Source organism: Chryseobacterium sp. HNCC26DJ241 (genome assembly GCF_057180505.1).
The window spans coordinates 1-23,160 of record NZ_JBXUGL010000033.1 but is presented as its reverse complement, the minus strand read 5'-3'; the positions used below and the strand labels follow the sequence as shown (position 1 = coordinate 23,160).

The window sequence follows — 23,160 nt, the reverse complement described above, 5'->3', positions numbered from 1 at the left end:
AGGCTTTTGGGCTTTGCTGTGTTTTTTAAAGTATGAATAATTACAAATATTCTTTATAAAATAAAAAACCCCTACTTTTGCAAAAAAAATTTTTCGTGCATGTCCAAAAATTTAGTCATAGTTGAGTCACCTGCTAAAGCAAAGACCATTCAGAAATATTTAGGAAAAGATTTCGAGGTGAAGTCCAGTTTCGGGCACATTCGTGATCTTCCTAAAAAAGGAATGGGAATCAATCTGGAAACTTTTACTCCGGATTATGAAGTTTCAGCAGATAAAAAGAAATTGGTAACCGAACTGAAAGCTGCTGTTAAAAGTGCAGAAACAGTTTGGTTGGCTTCCGATGAAGATCGTGAAGGTGAAGCAATTGCTTGGCATCTTGCGCAGGAACTCAAATTGAAGGATGAAAATACAAAAAGGATTGTTTTCCATGAAATTACCAAGAATGCCATTCTTAAAGCCATCGAAAATCCACGAAAAATAGATCAGAATCTCGTAAATGCACAACAAGCGAGAAGAGTTTTGGACAGAATTGTTGGTTTTGAAATGTCTCCGGTTTTATGGAAAAAGGTAAAAGCAGGGCTTTCTGCGGGTAGAGTTCAGTCTGTTGCTGTTAGATTGATTGTAGAGAGAGAACATGAAATTCGTGACTTTAAGCCAAAAGCAAGTTATAAAATCGAGGGAATTTTTCTGAATAATTCAAAGCATGAAATTTCTGCAAAACTTAAAAAGGATTTTGAAACAGAAAACGAAGCAGAAAAATTTTTAGAGTTATCAAAAAATGCAGATTTCAAAGTTTTGGGTGTGGAAACCAAACCGGGGACAAGAACTGCTTCTGCACCTTTCACTACTTCTACTTTGCAGCAGGAAGCATCCAATAAATTGGGATATGGAGTTACTGCAACAATGAGAATTGCCCAAAGATTATATGAGGAAGGGTATATTACATATATGAGAACGGATTCTGTAAATCTTTCCCAAGAAGCCATCAATGGAGCAAAAGCTCAAATTATTTCGGAATATGGCGAAAAATATTCAAAGCCAAGAAATTATACCACCAAATCTTCTTCTGCGCAAGAAGCTCACGAAGCGATTCGTCCAACAGATTTTTCTGTGAAATCAATTGGTGATGCGCAATTAAATAAGCTATATCAGCTTATCTACAAAAGAACTTTGGCTTCCCAAATGGAAAATGCAAAAATTGAAAAAACCGTAATCGAAATCGGAAATTCAAAGCTGCCCCAATCTTTTGAAGCTCAAGGAGAAGTTGTTGTTTTTGATGGTTTTCTCAGAGTGTATGAAATAACGAAAACTGATGATGAAGAGGACGAAAACAATGAGAAACTTTTGCCTAAAGTAAATGTCGGTGAGGTTCTGGATTACAAAAAGATCTACGCTACACAAAAATTCACAAAACCATCTTCCAGATATACAGAAGCAGGATTGGTGCGCAAACTCGAAGAGCTGGGAATTGGTCGTCCTTCTACTTATGCTCCAACAATCCAAACGATCCAAAATCGAGAATATGTAGATAAAAGAGAAATTTTGCCACAAGAACGGGAAGTCATTAAAATGACTCTCGAAAAATCTGAATTGAAAAAAGAAGTCCTTACCGAAAAATTTGGCGGGGATAAAAATAAATTTACTCCAACGGATATTGGAGAGGTGGTGAACGAATTTTTAGTAAATAATTTCAATGAAATTCTTGACTATGGTTTTACCGCAAAAGTAGAACAGGATTTTGATGATATTGCAAAAGGAGAGGAGAAATGGAAGGAGGTTTTGCAAGGTTTTTATAAAGACTTTCACCCCAGAATTGAAGATGTGGAAGAAAATGCAGATCGAGCTACCGGAGAGAGAAACCTCGGAATTGATCCGAAAAGTGGCAAAAATGTGTATGCAAGAATCGGAAGATTCGGCCCCATGATTCAGATTGGTGAAACAGATGATGAAGAAAAGCCTGTTTTTGCGTCTTTGCTTCCCATGCAAAATATTTCAACCATTACTCTGGAAGAAGCTCTCGAACTTTTCAAAATTCCTTTTGATTTAAATGATTTTGAAGGAAAATCGGTTTCTGTAGGAGTGGGAAGATTCGGACCTTATCTAAAATTTGGTGAAACCTATATTTCTCTTGCGAAAGGTGAAGATCCTTTTTCAGTAGATCAGGAAAGAGCAGAAGAACTGATCAGAGAAAAACAAAAAGCAGATGCGCCAATTGCTACTTATAAAGGAGAACCTGTGACAAAAGGTAAAGGAAGATTCGGGCCATTTATCAAGTATAAAGATGTTTTTGTAAATGTTCCTAAGAAATATGATTTTGATAATCTTTCTCAAAGTGATATCAATGAACTGATAGAAACAAAACTTGAAAAAGAAGCTAACCGATATATTCAGCAATGGGAAAAAGAAAAAATTTCTATCGAGAATGGAAGATGGGGGCCGTTTGTGAAATTTGGAAAAACGAATTTTAAAATTCCGAGAAAAAAAGATGAGTCCAAATATGAAGCGGAGGAGCTAAAAGATGTGTCTTTGGATGAGGTGAAAAAATGGATTCTTGCCCAAGATAAAAATGCTTTTGGAGAAAAAAAAGCAAAGGCTAAGAAAAAATAGTTTTCTTGTTAGATATTTAATATAAAATAGAAGCCGCTGATTTTTTTTCAGTGGTTTTTTATTTTTCCTTTTGGGCTTATATAAAAAATGCAAAAAAAATAGTTTGTGTCTTTTTTTTAGAGTTTAAAAAATTTCTGCTAAAAATTTGTTTTGTATTATGTGGAATGTGTTGTTTTAATAATTATTAATTTATTTTGATTTAAAACAAAATATAATGTAAAAATAATAAATTATTGTTATATAATATTTAAAAATAATTACATTTGTATTACACGAATGGTGTTGAAAAAATTACTGGTATTTGAAATTTTTTGACCCATGAAAACAAGTATATTTTTAGCTACTATTCTCTCTCTGAATTTAGCATCACAGCAATCGTATAACTTTTTGAAAGCTCCCAACAGCTACATTTTTGATCCTGTTCTGGCAAAGAAAAATTCTTTTAGTGGTATTTATATTCCAGTCAAAAAAGCATACGCAATGTGGTCTGGATATGAATATCTAAAACAAGACAATAATTTCACTCCAATTCCTAAAGGAAATCAAACTGCATCTTTATTTTGGGAAGATAATCCAGGTCTTATTAAAAATGTAAATATTATTCCGGGTAAAACACCGGAAGATTCTAAAATCAAAGTAGAGATTAATAAATATTTAGGCAATGGAAATGCAGTTATTGCTTTCAAAGTAGATAACACTATTTATTGGAGTTGGCATGTTTGGGTAACGGATGATCCTTCTAAAGGAATTACCTATACTCAAGGATTTGAAACGGATTTGAATGATAATCCGATTCAGGTTCAATATATGGATCGTAATTTAGGAGCTCTTAGCAACAGTTTTTTAGGAAACAACTGGCAAAAATCTGTAGGCCTTCTGTATGAATGGGGAAGAAAAGATCCTTTTCCACCATTGGTTTACAAAGATTTTAATTTTTATGAAATCAAAAGTGAATTTGGATATTTGAAGCATAATGAAATATCTTCTGTAGATAAGATTCCTGTAGTGCAGAGACCTTATAACGAAATTGAAAAGAACATTCGCTACTCTGTAAATAATCCCCTTAATTATATTATCCATAGTGAAAATGTAAGTAATTGGTTTTCTAATAAACTACATAAAACAGCGGGTTCGGGAACCTCTTATGTAGCTTGGGATTTATGGGGAGATAATTATAAAGGATTGAATAGTAATGCAAGCAGCAGCAATGCAGCAATAAAAAAAGACAGCCGTTCTTACGAATTGAAATCTGAGCTTGATCCTTGCCCGAATGGTTGGAGAATTCCGTCTCATTACGGAAGAGTGACGGTCAATAATAATCATAGTCCATTTGGAAGAAAAAATAGTGGAGTGAATGATGACGTTATTACGACTTACAATACTATTTATCCGGATTCTGATAATGCAGTACTGAACGGAATAAAAGTATATCCTAGTTTAGGAATGGATTTTACCAATGCGCAAAATGGAGCAAGAAATATCGGAATAATGCCGATAAACGGAAATTTTGAGAAATATCCTAATGTAGTAGTTCCTAATGCTCCACTTGATATTATGTATCAAGATGAAAATTCTGATGGAGCTTGGTGGACAGCTACTTACAGCTATGATGGAGGAAGAGCATTCGGAATGGTTACCAATTTACTTTCTGATTTTACGGAAGTAGGAAAGGCTCATGTTTTTATCAATCAATCAAATTCTACACATACAGGAAATGCAGTGCGCTGCATGAAAGATCCCAATATTTCTTTTATAGGAGATTTTGCTACAGAATATTTTTCAAATTTGGAGAATACCGTGCAAATGGGAATTGATAACCCGAATAGCTATCTTATTATTGATGAAAACGAAATAGATATTCCTGTAAATAAACCTTTTGCGGTGTTTTCACAATTATTTTCGGATAGAGAAATTCTTCCATCGGATAATTTAAAGGCAAAAGTACTTTGGACTACCAATACGAAAACAGTAAGATCAGTAAAAATAGTCAATCCGAGAGAAGATCCCATTGATAGTTATATTGAAGTAAAAATTGATCCTACCCAAAAAGGAAATTTTGTAATCTCGCTGCATAACAATTCTACAAATGATCCTGCATACTGGAGCTGGTATTTTTGGGTTCCGGAGACTGATCCTACGGAAAATCCGGTCACCTACATTACGGAACAACCAATTGAAACAAATCGAAATTTTGTAAACCCAACGATAAGCTATGGAGCGCCATTGAAAACAGTTTTTATGGATCGGAATTTAGGAGCGATGTTACCTTTCGGAATTGGCACTAATACAAGTTCTCTAATAGCAAAAACCAAAGGATTGCTGTTTCAGTGGGGAAGAAAAGATCCGCTTCCTTCATTTCAGGATAATGCGGGTGGTGTTATTTATTTGGGAAGCGAGGGTTTACGTAATTTTAGGTACAAAACATTAATTTCCAGTGATTATCTTCGGGATTATACCAAAGAATTTAATGTGTATAATGATTCCTTTATTTCGGATAAATATGAAAACGGAATTCAAAATATTAAATACAGCATCCAAAATCCACTTACATTTCTTTATCATAGTGGAAAAGGGCAGCTTTATGATGGAGGCGAAAAAAGTAATAATGATTTAACTAAAGTAAGAGACTGGGTTTCTAAAAATAGATCTATTCTTACCAATAGATGGGGACATGCCGATAAAAAATCTCCTTTTGATCCTTGTCCGGAAGGATGGAGAGTTCCGGATGTTTTTAGGACAATTCTTTACTCCGGTTCCAAAGGAAGTTCACCATTTTTCAACGGATATAATAATGATTGGACGGGAAGACCGGGTGTTATTCAGGATCAGTGGGCAAATGTAATTCAATATTATCATGGGACTTTTAATTCAGAAGGATGGATTTTTAACGATAAGCAATATCCGATAGGAAATTTTTCAGCAGATGGAATAAGAGGAGAGTTGGGAGACAATCAATATTCAAAAATAAGATCAGGAGTATGGACGGCTTCTCTTGCCGATCTGCAAATAGGGTTTGCACTGGGAATGCTTTTTGAAACAGGAAGAATGCAAAGTGGAACCGGAATATATCCACAAGCTGCAATGTCTGTTCGTTGTGCGAAAGATGAACCAAGATATTTGGGAATTCCAATTACGGAAACCAATAAAGCATTAAATTTATTCAATAAGAAAATTGAAGCTGAGCCTCAGAAAACTATTACAAACTTTCTTTACCCAAATCCTTTTTCAGATGAGTTGTATGTGAACAATGCAGATGCGGTTTCTTATCAAATTTTTGATATGAACGGAAAAATGGTAAAAGAAGGAATGATAAAAGATCAGAAAATAATAACCTCAGAATTACTAAAAGGAGGCTATATTATTCAATTTCTCATGAAAGACAAGACGCAAGTTATTCAAAAGGTTCTTAGGAAATAGTTTTTTTAATCGGGAAAATATCAGCTCAGTGTAAACTTCGAAAAGATATTTTTCCGGTTTTCTTTTAGTGTTTAAAAAGAAAGAGTCCTATTTATTTTATATTTTTGTGACTTTAAGAAAACTGATGAATTTCGAAGACTTTATTATACCACCTAAAAATATAAAATCCGAAAAATGGCAACTTGGTAATATCATTACCAACGAGATTCAGGAAAACGGAATTGTTTTGCTTTTTGTTTCAGATTTTCGGGGAACAAATGGTAATGCAGAAGTGCTGAATTTTACACCTTTAAGAAAAATTCTGTATCGCCTGTCGAGGTTGGATTTTGATACTCCTATTTGTGATCTTGGAGATCTGGTTTCTGGGAAAACGGTGCAAGATTCTCATTATATTTTGCAGGAAGTTTTATCAGCCTGTCATTATAAAAATGCAATTCCCATCATTGTCGGAGGAAGTAATGATCTTGCATATTCATTATTTTCAGCGCTTAATTTTCATCAAAAAAACATTAATTATACCCAAATTTCTAATACCGTTTCTCTTTCAAATGAAGGAGAAGAAATGAACGAAAAAAATTATCTGAGCCGTATTTTCAGTACAAAGAATTTCTCTATTAAAAATTTTCATCTTCTTGGTTATCAGAAACATTTAAACGAAATGGATTCTGTAAAGCTGATCAAGGAAGTTGAGTTTGATATCATACGTTTGGCAGAAATGATGAATTCTACTGAAAGAATGGAACCTTTTTTCCGAAGAGCTGATCTTTTCACTCTGAATTGTGATGCTGTAGAAAGTTTTTCTGAAGCATTTTCTGTAAATCCTCAAGTGAATGGGCTAAACAGAAGAGAGATCTGTGCATATATGAAGGAAGCGGGATTGAGCGAAAATTTGAAATCGGCAGGAATCTTCAATTGTAATTTTGAAACAGAAAATCCTTTGAATCACCAGCTTTTAGCACAAATGATCTGGTACATGATCGAGGGAATCAATATTCGGAAATCTCATCCCAAAGAGCGCAAGTATGAAACTTTTTATGTAATGATTGATGATAAAAATGTAGTTTTCAAAAGAGATACTTTTAGCAATTTGTGGTATTTTGGTGAGGATGAAAAAATTGAAAATTGCATTCCTTGTTCTCGAGAGGATTTTGACTTAGCCAAAAAAGGAATCTTGAATCTTAGACTTTTAAAACAGTAAACTGAAATATAGAATTAATGAAAAAAGTTTCCGTTATTGTTCCTGTTTACAATGTAGAAAAGTATCTTGGAAAATGTTTGGATTCGCTGATAAAACAGACTTTGGAAGACATAGAAATTATTGTCGTGAATGACGGCAGTAAGGATGATTCGCAAAATATTATAATAGAATATCAAAAGAAATATCCTGAAAAAATTCTGGCTTTTGAAAAGGAAAACGGAGGTCTAAGTGATGCACGAAATTTCGGCCTTGAAAAAACAACAGGAGAATTTATAGGTTTTGTAGACAGTGACGATTATGTTTCGGAAACCATGTTTGAAGAAATGTATATGCTTGCAGAAAAACATAAGGCAGATATGGTGATTTGTAATCTTCAAAAAGTAGATGAAAATGGAACAGTTACCCAAAAGCTGACACAAATTCCAAATATGCCGGAAAAAATAAATCTGAGTGAGCATTTTTCGGTGTTTTCGGATATGAGTTATTTTGCTTGTAATAAAATTTTTAAGAGAGAACTTTTTAGCAATAGAAGATTTAAAAAAGGGGTACATTTTGAAGATATTCAATTAATTCCGCAGATTTTGCTGGATTGTAAGGTTTTGGCTCAGACTCAGAATTTTCATTATCACTATTTTGAAAGAAGCGATTCCATTACAAAAACCCATACATCAAGAGGATTGGATATGCTGAAAGCTGTAGAAGCTGTAGAAAATGCTTTTGAAAAATCCCAATATTCGGATAAGAAAAAGGAATTAAGAGGTTTCCGGATTATGCAAGGGATATATTCATTTTTGGCATATCTTGCTTTTGTAAAAGATGATGAGGTATATAAAGAAATGTCTGGTACACTGAAAAAATTTATCAAGGAAAGGAATATTTCAAAAACCGAAATTTTAGGGTATAACAGATTTGGGATTAATTATCTAAAGTCTCTTCCTTTCAAAAAACAAGTGTATTACCTTCTTTATTTTTCAGGATTAGAAAAAGTGATTCGTAAGATTTTGTAATTGCTTTGTAGAGTAATCTATCTCTACAGTCTATTCTTGCTTAATAGAATATGAAAATTAAAATTGTTATCTTTGCCCGAAAAAATTGTCAGGAATGAAAAAAAATACTATACTACTTTTTGTAATCTTTTTTCCTATTTTTTTTCAGATCATTACCTATTATGGTTTCCAATCTTCTTATGATTATTATAAAACTTGGCAAGAGCCGACACCTTGGTATTACAAAGGAATTTACGGCTACAGAATTTTGTCTCGAGAAGTGGTAGACTGGATCAAAGAATTTTATCAGCATGCACTGAAATATAATATTCCAATGAAGGCCTACATTCAGAAAAAAGGAACAGCCTACTATCATGCACTTTTTACTTTTAATACTATTATGGCGGTATGTATATCGCTAATGGTAGATAAAATTTTCAGAAATACTTCATTTTTTAAAAATTTTGATGAAAAGAAACGTTTGGCTGTCGTTTTTTTCTTGGCTACTATTTTAGCATTAAGCCAATATGTGATCACCCATTATGATAATTCTGCTATTTTACTTTTTTTGATCACCATTTATTTTTCTCTGAAATATTATTATGATCCGAAATCAAAATGGATGTGGGCAATTTGTATATTAATTATAATCTCCACTCTTAATCGTGAAACAGCCTGCCTGAATATAGCATTCTTTGCAGCACTTATGTTCAATAAAAATTTCTTTAGCCAAAAAGGGTTTATAAATTGGTCGAAAATGTTGCTGTTTCCTGTACTTTCTTTTATAGGAACGTATGCCGTTTTGAGACAGTTGATAGAGCAAAAGCAGAATGAAGATTATTATTTTTTTGAATCAATAACTCTTAAATATAATCTTACGGGAATCAACCAGATTACGGGTTGGTTATTCGGAGTTTTTGTAATACGATTTATTTATTATTATGCTTTGACGGGAGATAACAGGAAATTGATGAGTAGATTTTTATTGTTTTCCGGACCATACATATTAATGATTTTTTTGGTTGGAATCTTATGGGAAATCCGCCTGTTTATTCCATTAATTTATGGAGTAGTGATATTAGCTTTTCTTCATTTAAAAAATAATGAAATCAAAATCACAAATGATTTAGAATCTTAATACTATTGGTGATTATTAACTAAAACAGTAGAACTTCTGGCTTATATTTTTTCATGCAACTTTTACATCCAATATATTTAATTATTTTCGCAACGCTCCTTGTGCTCTTCGTTGTAAGTGAAAATATGCAGAAGTCTGATGTAAAGAATATATTGATCTTTTTGGGAGTTTTAATGATTATTGCAGCAGGAGGGAGACAAGATGTAGGAGCGGACTTTCCGGTATATTCCAAGATGTTTTATTTTGGATTTCCTAATTATACTACTTATCAAGATGTTTGGAATAAGGCGACTTTTCAGCCTAATTCTATGGAGATAGAGTGGCTATATGTTCTTATTAATAAACTTTTTTTTGATTTTGGTTTCCCATTCTATATGATTACCTTTTTCGTAATAATAACATCGGTAACTTTACAATTCAATTCTTTTTTTAAGTTTTCAGAATTTCCAGTACTTAGTGTTCTGTTTTATTTTATGGCAACCTATTTTTTTGCGGATAGCGGACAAATGAGACAAGGAATCGGGACGGCAATATGTGTGTTCTCTGTACGATATATTATTAGACGGGAGGTGTGGAAGTTTTTAATCTGTGTCTTTTTTGCTTTAGGAATGCATAAGTCTACTATTGTTTTTATACCGGCATACTGGATTAGTACTTTGCCGCTTAATAGAAATCATTGGATTCCTTTGTTGATACTTTCTGTTTTTTTGGCTCCTTTTGAAGTTTATAATTATTTCGGAGGTCTTCTTTCTTCTATTTCTCCTCAGGATGTTTCTTCAGCATTTGAAGGATATTCTAATGATACGTACTACGGACAGGAACTGAAATCCGGAGCAGGAGATCTCATTAATTTGTTCTTTATTTTCTTTATTTTGATTTTTGACAAAACGGCACAGAAAAAAATTGCCTATTACGAATATTTTAGGAATATGGCACTTTTTGGATATTGTCTCTATTATATTTTCAGAGGAAACACTATTTTTGCAACACGTTTGCCGAGTTCATATCTGGTAATGGGTGGATATTTTGCAATTCCAGGAATTGTAATGGCTGTAAGAAAAGAAACTCAGACGGCTTTACGGGTAGGATTGATAACGTATTTTTTACTTTTTTGTTTTACATTTTCAAAAGTAAATGCCGGAAGAGGAAGATTCACAATAGACAAGTATAATAACGTACTGTGGTAAACCATGAATAATATTTCGACCATTATAGATTTAACTGATTTTGGAATACCTGTATTCTATATCAAATTGGTTTTAGGATTTCTCATTTCATTTTTGATTTCCTTTTTTTCTATTCCTACAATTATTAAAATATCAAGGAGGAAAAACCTTATGGATGAGCCCGGAATGAGAAGCTCTCACCTGAGAAAGATACCTAATCTTGGAGGTATAGCCTTGTTTTATTCCATTGGGATATGTGCATCTATTTTTGCGTATGAACTTTTTGATTTTTACAAATTTCTTTTTGCCTCTCTTATCATACTTTTATATATCGGAGTAATGGATGATATTGTAGTGATGAGGGCATATAAAAAGCTCTTTGCACAGGTTTTGGTTTCTGCATTAATAGTTTTTGGGTCTGATGTGCGAATTAGAAATTTATTTGGAGTTTTCGGAATCTATGAGCTCAATTATTTTCTGAGTTCAATTTTTAGTGTCGTTACGTTTATTATACTTATAAATGCTTTCAATCTTATTGATGGAATTGATGGCCTTGCTGGTGGCTATTCCGTATTGTGTAGTGCATTTTTTGGTGTTAGTTATTATCGTCTCGGGGAATATAATTATCCTTTGGTGATATTTTCCGTTATCATTATAGGTGCAGTTTTGGCATTTTTGTATTATAATCTTTCGCATTATAGAAGTACTAAAATATTTATGGGAGATACAGGTTCTATGGTTCTCGGATTTTTGTTGGCTTTCACAGCAATGAGTTTTATAGATATTTTTATTGATAAAAAAATAGCAGGAGTACCAAGATACTTTCTGCAATCTGCACCTGTAATTGCAGTAGCTATTCTTATCTTACCGATTGTCGATACGCTAAATGTAATTATTATCCGTCTTTCTCAGAAAAAGTCTCCTTTTGAAGCAGATAAAAATCACATTCATCATAAATTGTTAGAACTTGGACTTTCTCATAGAAGATCCACATTTTATATCCTTTTATATTATCTTTTTGTAATTGGAGTTGCTTATTCCTTAAGACATTTAGAAAATAATTTGCTTCTTGTCATTATTATGGGAATTGGTTTTATAGGGGCGTATATTCCTAATCTAATATTAAAGTTTAAAAAATCATAAAATAGTTTTATTTTTGCACTCAATCTATCAAAGATGAAAAACATACATATACTCTTTCTGACTATTATTTCGCTGATCCTTACTTCATGCATTTCCACAAAAGATGTAAGATATCTTCAGCCTAATGAAAGTCTTGTTATCGATGGAGAAGGTTTAGTACCTTACAATATTCAGGAATATAGGGTTACAAAAAACGATATTTTCAACCTTAATATTATTACCACTCCGAAAGGAGACGCGGCTCAATTTTATTCCAGATTTAATACTTCCGGAGGAGAAAATTCAGGAAATGTCTCTACCACAGGTAGTGGTGGATCTTCTGGACGTGGAGGTGGAAACGAAAGATTTTATTTCGGAGGAATCAAGGTAGATTCCAGAGGAGATATTTATGTTTTCGGTATTGGCTATATAAAAGCTGAGGGAAGAACAATAGAAGATATTTCCACGGAAATACAGACTAAGGTAAATGAGAATTTTCTTGAAGGAAAATCTGAAGTAAGACTCAATCTAGATGGAATCACATACTATATCTTGGGAGATGTAGAAACTACAGGTTTAACGGGGGAAAAAACATCCTATACCCAGAATCTGAACATTATGGAAGCCATCGCACAAAACGGAGGACTAAATAGAACTATTGATCGTAAAAATATAGTTATCCAAAGAAAATATCCTGAAGGTATCAAGACGGCGAGATTAGATCTTACAAGAGAAGATGCAATGAACTCTCCATATTATTGGCTGCAAAACGGAGACATGATTTATCTGAATACAAGATCAAACAGTTTTAATGGTTTCGGAAAAGATCCTTTAAACACTCTTACTACGGGAGTTTCTTTGCTAACGACAGCAATGTCTATCTATCTATTAATTACAAGATTATAATCGAAGAATGATCCCTGAAAAAAATAATAAAGGAGAAGTCGCAGAAAAGGACTCAAAAGAAAGAATAGGTTCATTTTCATTTTTTGATCCGGAAAACTTCATTCGAAGAGTTCTAAGGAGTTGGTATTGGTTTGTACTGATGTTTGTACTTGGGCTCGGTATTTCTTATGTTTACAGTAAGTACTATGCACAAAGAATATATGCATCCAACCTTTCGCTAAGTATTTCCAATAATACCGCCAGTTATTTCACACCCAACCAATCCATCAATTTCATTTGGGGACAGAGTGGAAACCAAGACGGTATTTTGCTAAAAAAAATGTTGTTATCCAGATCGCATAATGAATTTTTGGTAAACCAGTTGGATCTGTATGTAAATTACACCACAAAAGGACTTATCAAAGCTACATATTTGGATAAATATGATTCCCCCGTAATTTTTGAGATTGATAAAAACCATTTGCAGCAGACCAATTATCCTATTACAATATATCCAAAAGGTGGAGATAAGTATGAGATAATATTGCCAGAAGAAGGACAGTCTACGTCTCTTTATAATTATAAAACGGAAACCACAGAAAAAGTTGGATCTTTTGGTAGACCTACCAACAAGACCATAAGAATTAATGAATGGTATATCTCACCAAATCTTAAATTCCGTCTGACTAAAAATCCTGAACCAAGTAATATAGATTTTAAAAATATTATTGTTACATTATCAACCGTTAATCAGGCCGTTAATGAAATTATCAGAGATACGGATGTCTCCTTTGATTCAGAAATAGCAACGATAATGATTATTACTAAGAAAGGGTATAATCTAAACGGAACTGTGAATTTTTTGAATGCATCCATTGAAGAGTTAAAACTAAAAAGACTTCGCGATCAGAGTCAGGTAGGCAAAAACACTGTGACTTATCTGAATGAAAACATAAAAGATGTTAAGAAAAAACTAGATTCTGCAGCAGAAAAATTCAATAGCTTAAAAATAGATGAGCGTCTGTATAATGTAGATGGAAGAGATAAAGAAATACTGGGTAAACTTACAGATTTAGAAAATAAGAGAGTGGACTTGGTTGCAAAAATCAATTCTCTGAATGATATACGAAATTCGGTAAATCAACTAAGATTAGATGAGCTGATTAATATAGAAATAGCAGGAGTTAATGACGGCTCATTTACAGCTACTATTTCTGAGCTGAAAGCATTGTATGCAAAACGTCGCGAGCTGTCCACGATTTATACACCCAATTCCGAGCCTATTAGGGAAATCAATCGCTTGATAGATGAAGCCAAAGGGAGTTCACAAAACAGTTTGCGAAAATATTTTAGCGTTTATTATGATCAGCTAAACAAGCTGAACAACCAGATCAATGAAGGTCAATCTTCATTGGTGAATTTGCCAGAGCAACAAAGAAAATATTTGGATGCTGAAAGAGGATTTAAGATTATCGAAAATGCTTATAATAATCTTCTTACGAAACAGGCAGAAGCTCAGATGACAGTGGAAACCGGTAGATCCGATCTTAATGTTATTGACCCTGCAAAAAATCTTGGACAAAGTCCAATTGCGCCTAATATTCAAAAAGTAAAATACTCTATTATTGGTGGTTTATTGGCTATTCCACTTTTATTTTTAGTAATTGGCGAATTCTTAGATAATAAAGTAAGAAATATTAAAGAAATTCTTAATGCAACAAGAATTCCGCTTCTCGGAGTTATTGGGAAAAATAATCATGAAAATAATCTTACAGTTATTGAACAGCCAAAATCATCTATTGCTGAAGCCTTCCGTGGAATAAGGGCAAACCTCAGGTTTTTATATAATGAAGATGGAAACAGTAAGGTTATATTAATTACATCCTCTGTTGGTGGTGAAGGGAAAACCTATACCTCTATTAACATTGCATCTGTATTAGGATTAAGTGGTAAAAAGACTATTCTTCTTGGGATGGATCTCAGAAAACCGAAGATTTTCGGGGATTTCAAAGTGGATAACAAATACGGAATTTCCAATTATCTTACAGGAGAAGTGTCTATAGATCAAATAATTAATCAAACTAACGTTCCGGATTTATATGTAGTAACTTCAGGCCCAATTCCTCCAAATCCTTCGGAACTTTTAATGAGCGACCGCAATAAAAATTTTATTGATGAACTTAGAAAGGAATACGATTTTATTGTGATAGACTCTCCACCAGTTGGTCTCGTTGCAGATTCCTTTGAATTAATGAAGCATACGGATGCCAATATATATGTTATCCGACATGAATATACAGAAAAGTATATGCTAAAAATGATTGCTGAAAAGTATCATAATCAGGAAGTACAGCATTTAGGAATTGTTTATAATGATTATCAGATAAAACAAGGCTATGGTTATGGCTACGGTTATGGCTATGGTTACGGATATGGTTACGGCTACGGATATGGTTATTTTGATGAGGATAAAAACTATGAAGAACCATTCCTAATCAAAATGAGAAATAAGCTGAGAAAATTGTTTAATCGAAATTAATAAAAATCCTCATTTGTGAGGATTTTTTATTATTGGAGAATATTATTTTTAATTCTCCGTTTACTTTTAATAATATTTTATATCTTTTCAAAGTTATTTAACTAAAAATTAAGAATTTCCTTAATATAAAAATGTTTTATATTTGCACAATTATTCGGAAAAATTCTGAAACTGGTTTCATGATAAAAAAATTAGTTTATCCCTTTATTGTTCTTATGATGCTGAGTTCTTATGTGAAGGCACAGCGTCATGAGGTGGGTATTCAATTGGGGATGAGCAATCTTGTTGGTGATATAGGTAGAACCAACTATATTTTTCAACCAGCAATTACAGGAAATTTTTCCCGGTTTGGTCTTCCTTTCTATGGTGGTATTTTGTATCGGATGAATTTCAATCCGTATCAGACCCTTAGATTTAATGTTGGGTATAGCCATATTCAGTTTGCGGATGGAGTTGCAAAAGAATATTATAGAAGAAATAGAGGTTTATTTGGAACCAATAATATTTTCGAAGCAGATGTTCTTTTCGAGTATAATTTTTTTCCTGTGAATGATGAACAGAAAAGTATGCTCAGTCCTTATATTTTTGGAGGTTTAGGTGGACTATTGGCAGAAACTCCGCAAGTAGTTATCGAAAATGATTTTAACAGAGATGCGGGTGGCAATGCAATTGCTCCGGTATCAGATACAGATTTTGTTACCACTACAAGCTATGAAGCAACAAAAAAAATGACACTGGCAATTCCTTTTGGTGTTGGTTTGAAGTATAAATTCAATTATAACTGGGCAATATTTGGAGAGTTTATGTTCCGTCCTACATTTTCTGATTCTATTGACTATAGTGTAATTGATGAAAAAAATGTAAAAATTACCTACAACAAAGATATTCTAGATCCTGGCTCAAATAATAAATCATTGCTGCAAACATCACCCTATAAAGAAGTGGCGGAAGCAAGAGCTCAGGAATTTTTAGAAAATCGTCAGGTTGGAAATATCAATTCAAAAGATTGGGTGAATACTATAAGCATCGGTTTAACCTACTCATTCGGAAGACCTCCGTGTTATTGTGAATACTAAAAAATGTCGTTGATAAAGGATAAAATAGACCCGGAAAAGATTCCACAACATGTTGCCATCATTATGGATGGGAATGGAAGATGGGCAAAATCTCGTGGAGAAGAAAGGACTTTTGGTCATAAAAATGCTATTAATGCGGTAAGAAATGCTATTAATGCATGTAACGAAATACATATTCCTTATCTTACACTTTATACCTTTTCCTCTGAAAACTGGAATAGGCCGAATGAAGAAGTAAATACGCTTATGAATCTTCTTTCGGAAACCCTGCTTCTCGAAGCCGAAGAAATTTTTTCCAAAGGTTTGAGAATGCATGTAATTGGTGATATTGAAAAACTTCCGGAACTTGTAAAAGAACAATTGCTAAATGTAATTGAACTCACTAAAAATAATGCAAAAGGAAATCTGATTCTTGCTTTAAGCTACGGTTCTCAGAAAGAAATTCTGAAAGCTGTGAAAGAAATCAGTGCAGATGTAAAAGAAGGAAAACTAAATATAGAAGATATTAATGAGGCTGTTTTCGAGAATCATTTATACACTAAAGATTTTCCGGCTGTAGATCTTTTGATAAGAACAAGTGGAGAAATCCGAATTAGTAATTTTTTGCTTTGGCAAATTGCCTATGCCGAACTCCAGTTTTTGGATGTGCTTTGGCCGGATTTTTCAAAGGATATTTTCTTTCAATGCATTTTGGATTATCAGAATAAAGAAAGGCGTTATGGGAAAACCAGTGAACAGCTTCAGAACAAATAATAACAAGAACAGAATAGAACGATACAGATGAAGTTTAAGTTTTTACCTATCATAATGTTTGTGGCATCGGCCCACTTTTATGGGCAGGTTACACCACAGAATGGTCAGGAAAACAATTCAATTTATAACCAAAAACAACAAGGAAGTTATATTTTGAAGGATATTGTAGTAGATGGTGTGAAAAAATATTCCGCTGCTCAGATTTTAAGATTTACCGGTCTTAATCAGGGAGAACAAGTAGATATTCCCGGTCAGAAAATCAGCAATGCTATCAAAAAACTTTGGGAAACACAGTCTTTCTCAAAAGTTGAAGTATATGTAGAAAGCGTTGAAGGCGATAAGGTTGTTCTCAAATTTTCTTTGCAAGATCTTAAAGAATTAGGCGAAGTAAAATTTAAAGGTAAGGGAATCGGAAAATCCAAGAGCGAAAAACTTGCTAAGGATAATAACCTGAAACCGGGAACTAAGATTACCCAAAACTTAATATCTACCCTTAAAACCAATGTTCCTAAAGACTACATTAAAAAAGGATTTGCTGATGCAAAAATTAGTGTTCAGGAAAAAATGAACACTCAGGATCCAAATCTTGTAGACTGGACAATAAATGTGGATAAAGGCAAACGTGTAAAAATTAGTCATATTGAGTTTGTAGGAAATGAAAACATTTCTGATTCAAAACTTAGAAAAAAAGGTTTCAAAGACACCAAACAAAAAAGAATCGGTATCAAAGGAATTTTGAAGCCTTCCAAATTTATTCAGGATAAATATGAGGAAGACAAACAAAACCTTATTAGTTATTATAATTCATTAGGTTTCCGTGATGCAAAAATTGTTTCAGATTCAGTTTGGAGAAATAACAGAAATAATTACGAAATCAAAGTAGACCTTTCCGAAGGTAAAAAATATTATATAGGAGATATTACTTTTCTTGGAAATACAGCGTATTCTACAGAATATTTGCAAAGAATCCTCGGATACAAAACAGGCGATATTTATGATATTGTAGGTTTCAATAAAAAAGTAGGAGAAGATGGTGGTAAAGAAGACGATTCTGATATCAAATCCCTTTATTTAAATAGTGGATATCTTTTCTCTAATGTAACGCCTATTGAAAAATCTGTGGTTGGAGATTCCATAAATCTTGAAATCCGTATCAATGAAGGCGAAAAAGCAACATGGAATCGTGTAACTTGGAGTGGAAATGTTACTACTCATGACCACGTTATCTTAAGATCTTTGAGAACAAAACCAGGAAATCTTTTCCGTAAAATTGATATTAAGAGAACATATTTTGATCTTGCGGGAATGCAGTTTTTTGATCCTCAACAAGTAGGACAACAGATAGATCCACATCCTCAGGATAATACAGTAGATATACACTGGACTCTTGTGGAAAAAGGTTCTTCTCAGGTTCAGCTTCAAGCTGGTTATGGAGGAGGTTCTTTTATCGGTACTTTAGGTCTTACATTTAATAATTTTTCATTAAAAAACTTTTTAAGATTTAAAGATTTTAAACCAGTTCCACAAGGAGACGGACAAACATTTTCTATTCAGGCACAAGCAGGTCAATATTTCCAGAATTACGGAATTTCATTTGTAGAACCATGGTTATTCGGAACAAGACCAACAGCTTTATCAGTAAGTTTGAACCAATCATTAGTAAAATACTCAGATACTTATGGTGCCGCTCAGAAACTAAATATTTTCTCAGCGAGTGTTGGATTAAACAGGCTTTTAAGATGGCCGGATGATTATTTCTCATTATATACGGGAATTCAGTTCCAGAGTTATACTTTTAGTAATTATCCTTTCCAGTTTGGAGATACAACAGAAAGAAACGGATCAGCTAAAAATTTCAGTTTCAATATCGGATTGAGCAGAAATTCTGCTGGTGTCGATCCTATTTTCCCTACTGAAGGTTCTAACATTGAGGCTTCGGTTAAGTTTACTCCACCGTATTCTTTATTTGATAAAAAAGATTACGATAATATATCGGCTGTTGAAAAATACAGGTGGCTTGAATTTTATAAAGTAAAATTAAAAGCGGATGTCTACAATACAATTGTAGGAAAACTCGTTTTAAGAAGTGCAGCAGAAATGGGATTCCTGAATGGTTATAATGAAAAATTGGGAGCACCACCTTTTGAAAGATTTTATGTAGGAGGAACTGGGCTTTTCGGAGGAAGATTTGACGGAAGAGAATTAGTACCATTGAGAGGATATGAAAATGCATCTTCTACTGGTGGAGGTTCAGAAGATATTACACCTTATGGTGGTGCAACGGTCTATAATCGTTTCACTGCAGAGTTACGTTATCCGATTTCTATGAATCAAACTGCAAAAATATTCGCGCTTACTTTTGTGGAAGCAGGAAACGCTTGGAGTAGTTTTGGAACTTATAATCCTTTCCAGCTAAAACGTTCTGCTGGTGTTGGTATTAGAGTTTATATGGGAGCGTTTGGATTAATCGGTTTTGATTTTGCATATGGATTTGACAAAACGGTAACCGGTGCTGATCCGGCTGGTTGGAAAACACACTTCTTAATGAACCAATCACTATAATATTTATAAAATTATCATGATGAAAAGTTTTAAAATAATTTCCTTAGCATTGATTCTTTTATCCGGATTGATGTCTGCACAGAAAATAGGGATAATAGATACGGACTATATTTTAGAAAAACTGCCACAATATAAAGAGGCAGAACAAAGAATGGATAAACAAATCGAAGCCTGGAAAACTGAAATCCAAAATATGCAGGCAGATTATGAAAAGAAGAAAGCAGCTTTGGAAAATGAGAGAGTTCTATTAGTGGGAGAGCAACTGAAGCAGCGACAAAAAGAAGTGGATGATCTGGATAAAAAAATCAAAACCATTATCAATAGCAGATTTGGAACTAAAGGAGAAATCAACAACGCAAGAGCCAATCTTGCTAAACCTTTCCAAGATCAAATATGGAATGCTATCAAAACTGTTTCTGAGAAAAACAGTTTAGGCATAGTTCTTGATAAAAACGATAATAATGTACTTTTTTTAGAAAAAAGATATGATTATACAGATAAAGTTTTAAATTTGCTGCTCAAAAATCCATCACAAAGTGAGGATTCTAAAACAAACAATAAAAAAACAAAATCAAATACAAGTAGTAAAGCAGAAAAATTTCAAGAAGCTCAGAAAAGAGTAGAAAAAATAAAAGCGAATCCTAATGTAGATGATAAAAACGAAAAATAATAATAAACTAACAAAAAAATAAAATTAAATTTTAAACCCTTATGAAAAAAATAAATGTATTATTTGTAGCGATTGTATTGTGTTTGGGTATGGGAGTTGCTAAAGCTCAAAAAATAGCTTCAATGGATTATGAAAGCGTTTTGTCTGCAATGCCGGAAGCAAAAAAATTATCAACAGATCTTGATGCTTTCAGCAAAGCGAAAGGTGATGAACTCAATAAGCAGGCTACAGCTTTTCAGGCAGAAGTGGAGCAATATCAAAAAACAGGTGCATCTTTGACGGAAGCTCAAAGAAAAGCTAAAGAAGAAGAACTTCAGAAAAAACAACAAAGCCTTCAGCAACTTCAGGCGACTGCACAAAATGATTTAGCTCAAAAAAGAGAAGCTGCTCTTAAACCAATTATTGATAAAATAAATGGAGCGGTTAGTAAAGTAGCTAAAGCAAACAACTTTGAATTTATTCTTGATTCAAGTGCATTGATCTACAAAGGAGGAGCAGACGCAACGCCTTTGGTAAAAAAAGAATTAGGACTGTAATTTAACATAGTTTAATATAAAAAAACCATCTCCCTTCGAGGTGGTTTTTTTATTTTTGTGGAATGGAAAAAGAAATTTCTACCGTAGTAAAAGTCCGTTTCAGCGATTGTGATCCTATCGGTCATCTCAATAATGTGAAATATTTGGAATATATGCTCAATGCAAGAGAAGATCATGTGGAAGAATTTTACGGATTCACTTATCAAGAATATTTAAAGAAAACGGGTTGCACTTGGATTGCTGTACAAAACGAAATTGCGTATCTTAAAGAAGTTCGTGCAAATTCACAGGTAATTATCAGCAGCAAAACAATAGAAATTCAAGATCGTGTTTCTAAAGTAGAAATTCTGATGAAAAGCCTCGACGGGAAAACCGTTTATGCTGTTCTTTGGATTACGGTCATTTATTTTAATATGAAAACCAGACAATCTGAAGTTCAACCGGAGGAAACAAAAGCCTTATTCCGGAAATTTCTTGTTACTTTAGATCAGAAAGATTTTCAAAGTAGAACTTCATATTTACGAAAACAAAACAAATTTGCTTAGATAGAATGGATAAAATTTTAATAATAGGAGGAAACGGTCAGCTTGGAAATTGTTTACGAAAAATTTCAGTAGAATATGACAAGCAATTTGAGTTTCTTTTTACGGATTCTGCAACTTTGGATATTACAGATGTAGACGCAGTTTTAGATTTTTTTGAAGATTATAAACCTCAGTATTGTATTAATGCGTCGGCATATACAGCCGTAGATTTGGCAGAAACGGAAAAAGAAAAAGCTTTTGCCGTCAATACAGAAGGAGTTGGCAATCTTGCTGAAGCCTGCCTTGAGAATAAAACCACTTTTATTCATGTTTCCACCGATTATGTTTTTGATGGTGATACAGAGATTCCTTATTCCGAAGACGATTTTACCAATCCTATTGGTGTTTATGGAGAATCCAAACAGCAAGGAGAAGAATTAGCTTTAGAGATAAATCCGAAAACCATTATTCTCAGAACATCTTGGTTGTATTCAGAATTTAATAAAAATTTTGTGAAAACCATGCTCAACCTTTTTTCGCAAAAAGAAGAGCTTGGAATTGTGAATGATCAGTTTGGGCAGCCTACTAATGCAAATGATTTGGCTGAAGCTATAATGAAAATAATAACTTCCGAGAAAAAAATATACGGAATCTATCATTTTTCCAATGAGCCAGAAACCACTTGGTTTGGTTTTGCAAAGAAAATTGCGGAGCTTACTCATTCCAAAATAAAACTTAATCCCATCACAACAGAACAATTTCCAACTCCGGCTAAGCGTCCTAAAAGAAGTACGATGTGTTTGGACAAAATAAAAGAAGATTACCAGATCCAACCAAAACATTGGGAAAATAGTTTGAAGGATTGCTTGGAAATTTTAACTCAGAAAAATTAAACTTCTAAAATTTCGTTATTAAACAATGAAGAAAATAAACTTGTTTTTGTATTTAATGGTTGCAAATTTTTGTTTTGCACAAAATGTTGTTTTAAATAAAGTAGTAAAGATATCCGAAAACAAGGACAAATTTTTATATAAAATTAATTCAGAAGATATCGGTGCTGAATATTTAGGCGAGCTTGAAGTTCAAGGATTTTCAAACGATGATGTGGAAATGTTCGACAAAGTATATAAAAAAGCAAAAGAAATTGGAGCGAATGCTTTCAGCTTTCAGCCTTTTGTAGATGTGGATGGGACAAATAAAAAATTTGATCCCACCAATTATAAGCTGAGCCTATATTATAAGTCAAAAGAAAATTTTCCAAAAGAAGATAATACTATATATATAATAAGCTCTCCAAAAAAATCACAGAAAATTTCCTACAATAATGAATTGATAGAATTTCAACCGAGAACTTATACAAAAAGAACCTTACTTCCGAACGAAATTTATACACTTTCCACAAAGAAATTTTTAGGTTCAAGTGTTAAACTTGCCGCAAAAGATAATCAACCAGTACAATATTTTCAGTTATCAACAGCAAAAATTCAGGCAAATCCCTACGGAACAGCCGGAATTAACCTGAAATCCGGAGATATTATTTTGCTTGAAAGATCATTCGGAGATTTTTTAGCTACTATTTACACAAAATTTTAATAATTTTTAGGAGCTTTTTCCCGCTTTCACTACTCGCTTTTTTATGCCCATTCATTCCCTTGCTTATAAAAAGAGCTCAAACAGGCCGTTCAATCGGGGCTATTAAAATAATGCAGTGAAATTTTTGATTCTATAAATCAGAAAGTTGCAATTACTTGCTGAAAAAAAAGGGCAGAATAATTTGCAGTTGATCAAAACTCTCGTACATTTGCAATCCCAAAACGATGGGAGCGCAGCGATAAGATTTAAGAGATAGGGTTTAGAATTTTTTTTAAAAAAGATTTGGATCGTAAGGAATAAATTATATATCTTTGCAGTCCCGAAAAAAAGGGAAGAGTAGAAGATTGAGATTGACGGTATCAGGAAGGAATAAGCGGAGCTAAAGTAA

The 23,160-nt window shown here is 33.2% G+C and carries 17 protein-coding genes; all 17 read left to right on the top strand.

The features are described from left to right. Window positions 1–99: 99 nt before the first annotated feature. The 17 genes from topA to AC2A1C_RS13265 all read left to right on the top strand — a co-directional run bounded on the left by topA (window position 100) and on the right by AC2A1C_RS13265 (window position 22,772). A complete protein-coding gene (topA, locus tag AC2A1C_RS13345) occupies window positions 100–2,607 on the top strand; it encodes a type I DNA topoisomerase (protein WP_484026304.1) in 2,508 nt (835 codons plus the stop codon). A 318-nt stretch (window positions 2,608–2,925) separates the two neighbouring features. Continuing rightward, complete coding sequence (locus tag AC2A1C_RS13340) at window positions 2,926–6,024, top strand: T9SS type A sorting domain-containing protein (RefSeq protein WP_484026303.1); 3,099 nt, start codon at window positions 2,926–2,928, stop codon at window positions 6,022–6,024. 124 nt (window positions 6,025–6,148) lie between these two features. Next, on the top strand, window positions 6,149–7,222 hold the full coding sequence (locus tag AC2A1C_RS13335; protein WP_484026302.1) for a formimidoylglutamase: 1,074 nt from the start codon (window positions 6,149–6,151) through the stop codon (window positions 7,220–7,222). Window positions 7,223–7,239: 17 nt separating this feature from the next. Next, on the top strand, window positions 7,240–8,229 hold the full coding sequence (locus AC2A1C_RS13330) for a glycosyltransferase family 2 protein (RefSeq protein ID WP_484026301.1): 990 nt from the start codon (window positions 7,240–7,242) through the stop codon (window positions 8,227–8,229). A gap of 94 nt (window positions 8,230–8,323) precedes the next feature. Continuing rightward, window positions 8,324–9,346 carry a hypothetical protein gene (locus AC2A1C_RS13325; RefSeq protein WP_484026300.1) on the top strand — a complete coding sequence of 341 codons (1,023 nt, stop codon included), beginning with the start codon at window positions 8,324–8,326 and terminating at the stop codon, window positions 9,344–9,346. Between the two features lie 125 nt (window positions 9,347–9,471). After that, window positions 9,472–10,533, top strand: coding sequence for an EpsG family protein (locus AC2A1C_RS13320; protein WP_484026299.1), 1,062 nt, complete (start codon window positions 9,472–9,474; stop codon window positions 10,531–10,533). Window positions 10,534–10,536: 3 nt separating this feature from the next. Continuing rightward, window positions 10,537–11,655, top strand: coding sequence for a glycosyltransferase family 4 protein (locus tag AC2A1C_RS13315; protein WP_484026298.1), 1,119 nt, complete (start codon window positions 10,537–10,539; stop codon window positions 11,653–11,655). Between the two features lie 33 nt (window positions 11,656–11,688). Continuing rightward, window positions 11,689–12,540 carry a polysaccharide biosynthesis/export family protein gene (locus AC2A1C_RS13310; protein WP_484026296.1) on the top strand — a complete coding sequence of 284 codons (852 nt, stop codon included), beginning with the start codon at window positions 11,689–11,691 and terminating at the stop codon, window positions 12,538–12,540. Window positions 12,541–12,547: 7 nt separating this feature from the next. After that, window positions 12,548–15,058 carry an exopolysaccharide transport family protein gene (locus tag AC2A1C_RS13305; protein ID WP_484026295.1) on the top strand — a complete coding sequence of 837 codons (2,511 nt, stop codon included), beginning with the start codon at window positions 12,548–12,550 and terminating at the stop codon, window positions 15,056–15,058. Between the two features lie 179 nt (window positions 15,059–15,237). Then, on the top strand, window positions 15,238–16,134 hold the full coding sequence (gene porG, locus AC2A1C_RS13300; protein ID WP_484026293.1) for a type IX secretion system protein PorG: 897 nt from the start codon (window positions 15,238–15,240) through the stop codon (window positions 16,132–16,134). Between the two features lie 3 nt (window positions 16,135–16,137). Then, window positions 16,138–16,887, top strand: coding sequence for an isoprenyl transferase (locus AC2A1C_RS13295; protein WP_484026292.1), 750 nt, complete (start codon window positions 16,138–16,140; stop codon window positions 16,885–16,887). Between the two features lie 27 nt (window positions 16,888–16,914). Beyond that, complete coding sequence (locus AC2A1C_RS13290) at window positions 16,915–19,449, top strand: BamA/OMP85 family outer membrane protein (protein ID WP_484026290.1); 2,535 nt, start codon at window positions 16,915–16,917, stop codon at window positions 19,447–19,449. Between the two features lie 19 nt (window positions 19,450–19,468). After that, the gene (locus tag AC2A1C_RS13285) at window positions 19,469–20,119 is read left to right on the top strand and encodes an OmpH/Skp family outer membrane protein (protein ID WP_484026289.1); all 651 of its coding nucleotides are present in this window, start codon (window positions 19,469–19,471) and stop codon (window positions 20,117–20,119) included. A 41-nt stretch (window positions 20,120–20,160) separates the two neighbouring features. Next, a complete protein-coding gene (locus tag AC2A1C_RS13280; protein ID WP_484026288.1) occupies window positions 20,161–20,655 on the top strand; it encodes an OmpH/Skp family outer membrane protein in 495 nt (164 codons plus the stop codon). Window positions 20,656–20,717: 62 nt separating this feature from the next. Then, window positions 20,718–21,200, top strand: coding sequence for an acyl-CoA thioesterase (locus tag AC2A1C_RS13275; RefSeq protein ID WP_484026287.1), 483 nt, complete (start codon window positions 20,718–20,720; stop codon window positions 21,198–21,200). Between the two features lie 5 nt (window positions 21,201–21,205). Beyond that, window positions 21,206–22,072, top strand: a complete 867-nt coding sequence (gene rfbD / locus AC2A1C_RS13270; protein ID WP_484026286.1) for a dTDP-4-dehydrorhamnose reductase — start codon at window positions 21,206–21,208, stop codon at window positions 22,070–22,072. Between the two features lie 25 nt (window positions 22,073–22,097). After that, window positions 22,098–22,772, top strand: coding sequence for a hypothetical protein (locus AC2A1C_RS13265; RefSeq protein WP_484026284.1), 675 nt, complete (start codon window positions 22,098–22,100; stop codon window positions 22,770–22,772). Window positions 22,773–23,160 lie beyond the last annotated feature (388 nt).

Bases quoted from the DNA above. Each gene is read 5' to 3' on its own strand.
- AC2A1C_RS13315 (WP_484026298.1), top strand. From the start codon at position 10,537: ATGAATAATATTTCGACCATTATAGATTTAACTGATTTTGGAATACCT.
- AC2A1C_RS13290 (WP_484026290.1), top strand. From the start codon at position 16,915: ATGAAGTTTAAGTTTTTACCTATCATAATGTTTGTGGCATCGGCCCAC.
- AC2A1C_RS13305 (WP_484026295.1), top strand. From the start codon at position 12,548: ATGATCCCTGAAAAAAATAATAAAGGAGAAGTCGCAGAAAAGGACTCA.
- AC2A1C_RS13275 (WP_484026287.1), top strand. From the start codon at position 20,718: ATGGAAAAAGAAATTTCTACCGTAGTAAAAGTCCGTTTCAGCGATTGT.
- AC2A1C_RS13265 (WP_484026284.1), top strand. From the start codon at position 22,098: ATGAAGAAAATAAACTTGTTTTTGTATTTAATGGTTGCAAATTTTTGT.
- AC2A1C_RS13295 (WP_484026292.1), top strand. From the start codon at position 16,138: ATGTCGTTGATAAAGGATAAAATAGACCCGGAAAAGATTCCACAACAT.
- porG (WP_484026293.1), top strand. From the start codon at position 15,238: ATGATAAAAAAATTAGTTTATCCCTTTATTGTTCTTATGATGCTGAGT.
- AC2A1C_RS13280 (WP_484026288.1), top strand. From the start codon at position 20,161: ATGAAAAAAATAAATGTATTATTTGTAGCGATTGTATTGTGTTTGGGT.
- AC2A1C_RS13285 (WP_484026289.1), top strand. From the start codon at position 19,469: ATGAAAAGTTTTAAAATAATTTCCTTAGCATTGATTCTTTTATCCGGA.
- AC2A1C_RS13320 (WP_484026299.1), top strand. From the start codon at position 9,472: ATGCAGAAGTCTGATGTAAAGAATATATTGATCTTTTTGGGAGTTTTA.
- AC2A1C_RS13335 (WP_484026302.1), top strand. From the start codon at position 6,149: ATGAATTTCGAAGACTTTATTATACCACCTAAAAATATAAAATCCGAA.
- AC2A1C_RS13325 (WP_484026300.1), top strand. From the start codon at position 8,324: ATGAAAAAAAATACTATACTACTTTTTGTAATCTTTTTTCCTATTTTT.
- topA (WP_484026304.1), top strand. From the start codon at position 100: ATGTCCAAAAATTTAGTCATAGTTGAGTCACCTGCTAAAGCAAAGACC.
- AC2A1C_RS13330 (WP_484026301.1), top strand. From the start codon at position 7,240: ATGAAAAAAGTTTCCGTTATTGTTCCTGTTTACAATGTAGAAAAGTAT.
- AC2A1C_RS13310 (WP_484026296.1), top strand. From the start codon at position 11,689: ATGAAAAACATACATATACTCTTTCTGACTATTATTTCGCTGATCCTT.
- rfbD (WP_484026286.1), top strand. From the start codon at position 21,206: ATGGATAAAATTTTAATAATAGGAGGAAACGGTCAGCTTGGAAATTGT.
- AC2A1C_RS13340 (WP_484026303.1), top strand. From the start codon at position 2,926: ATGAAAACAAGTATATTTTTAGCTACTATTCTCTCTCTGAATTTAGCA.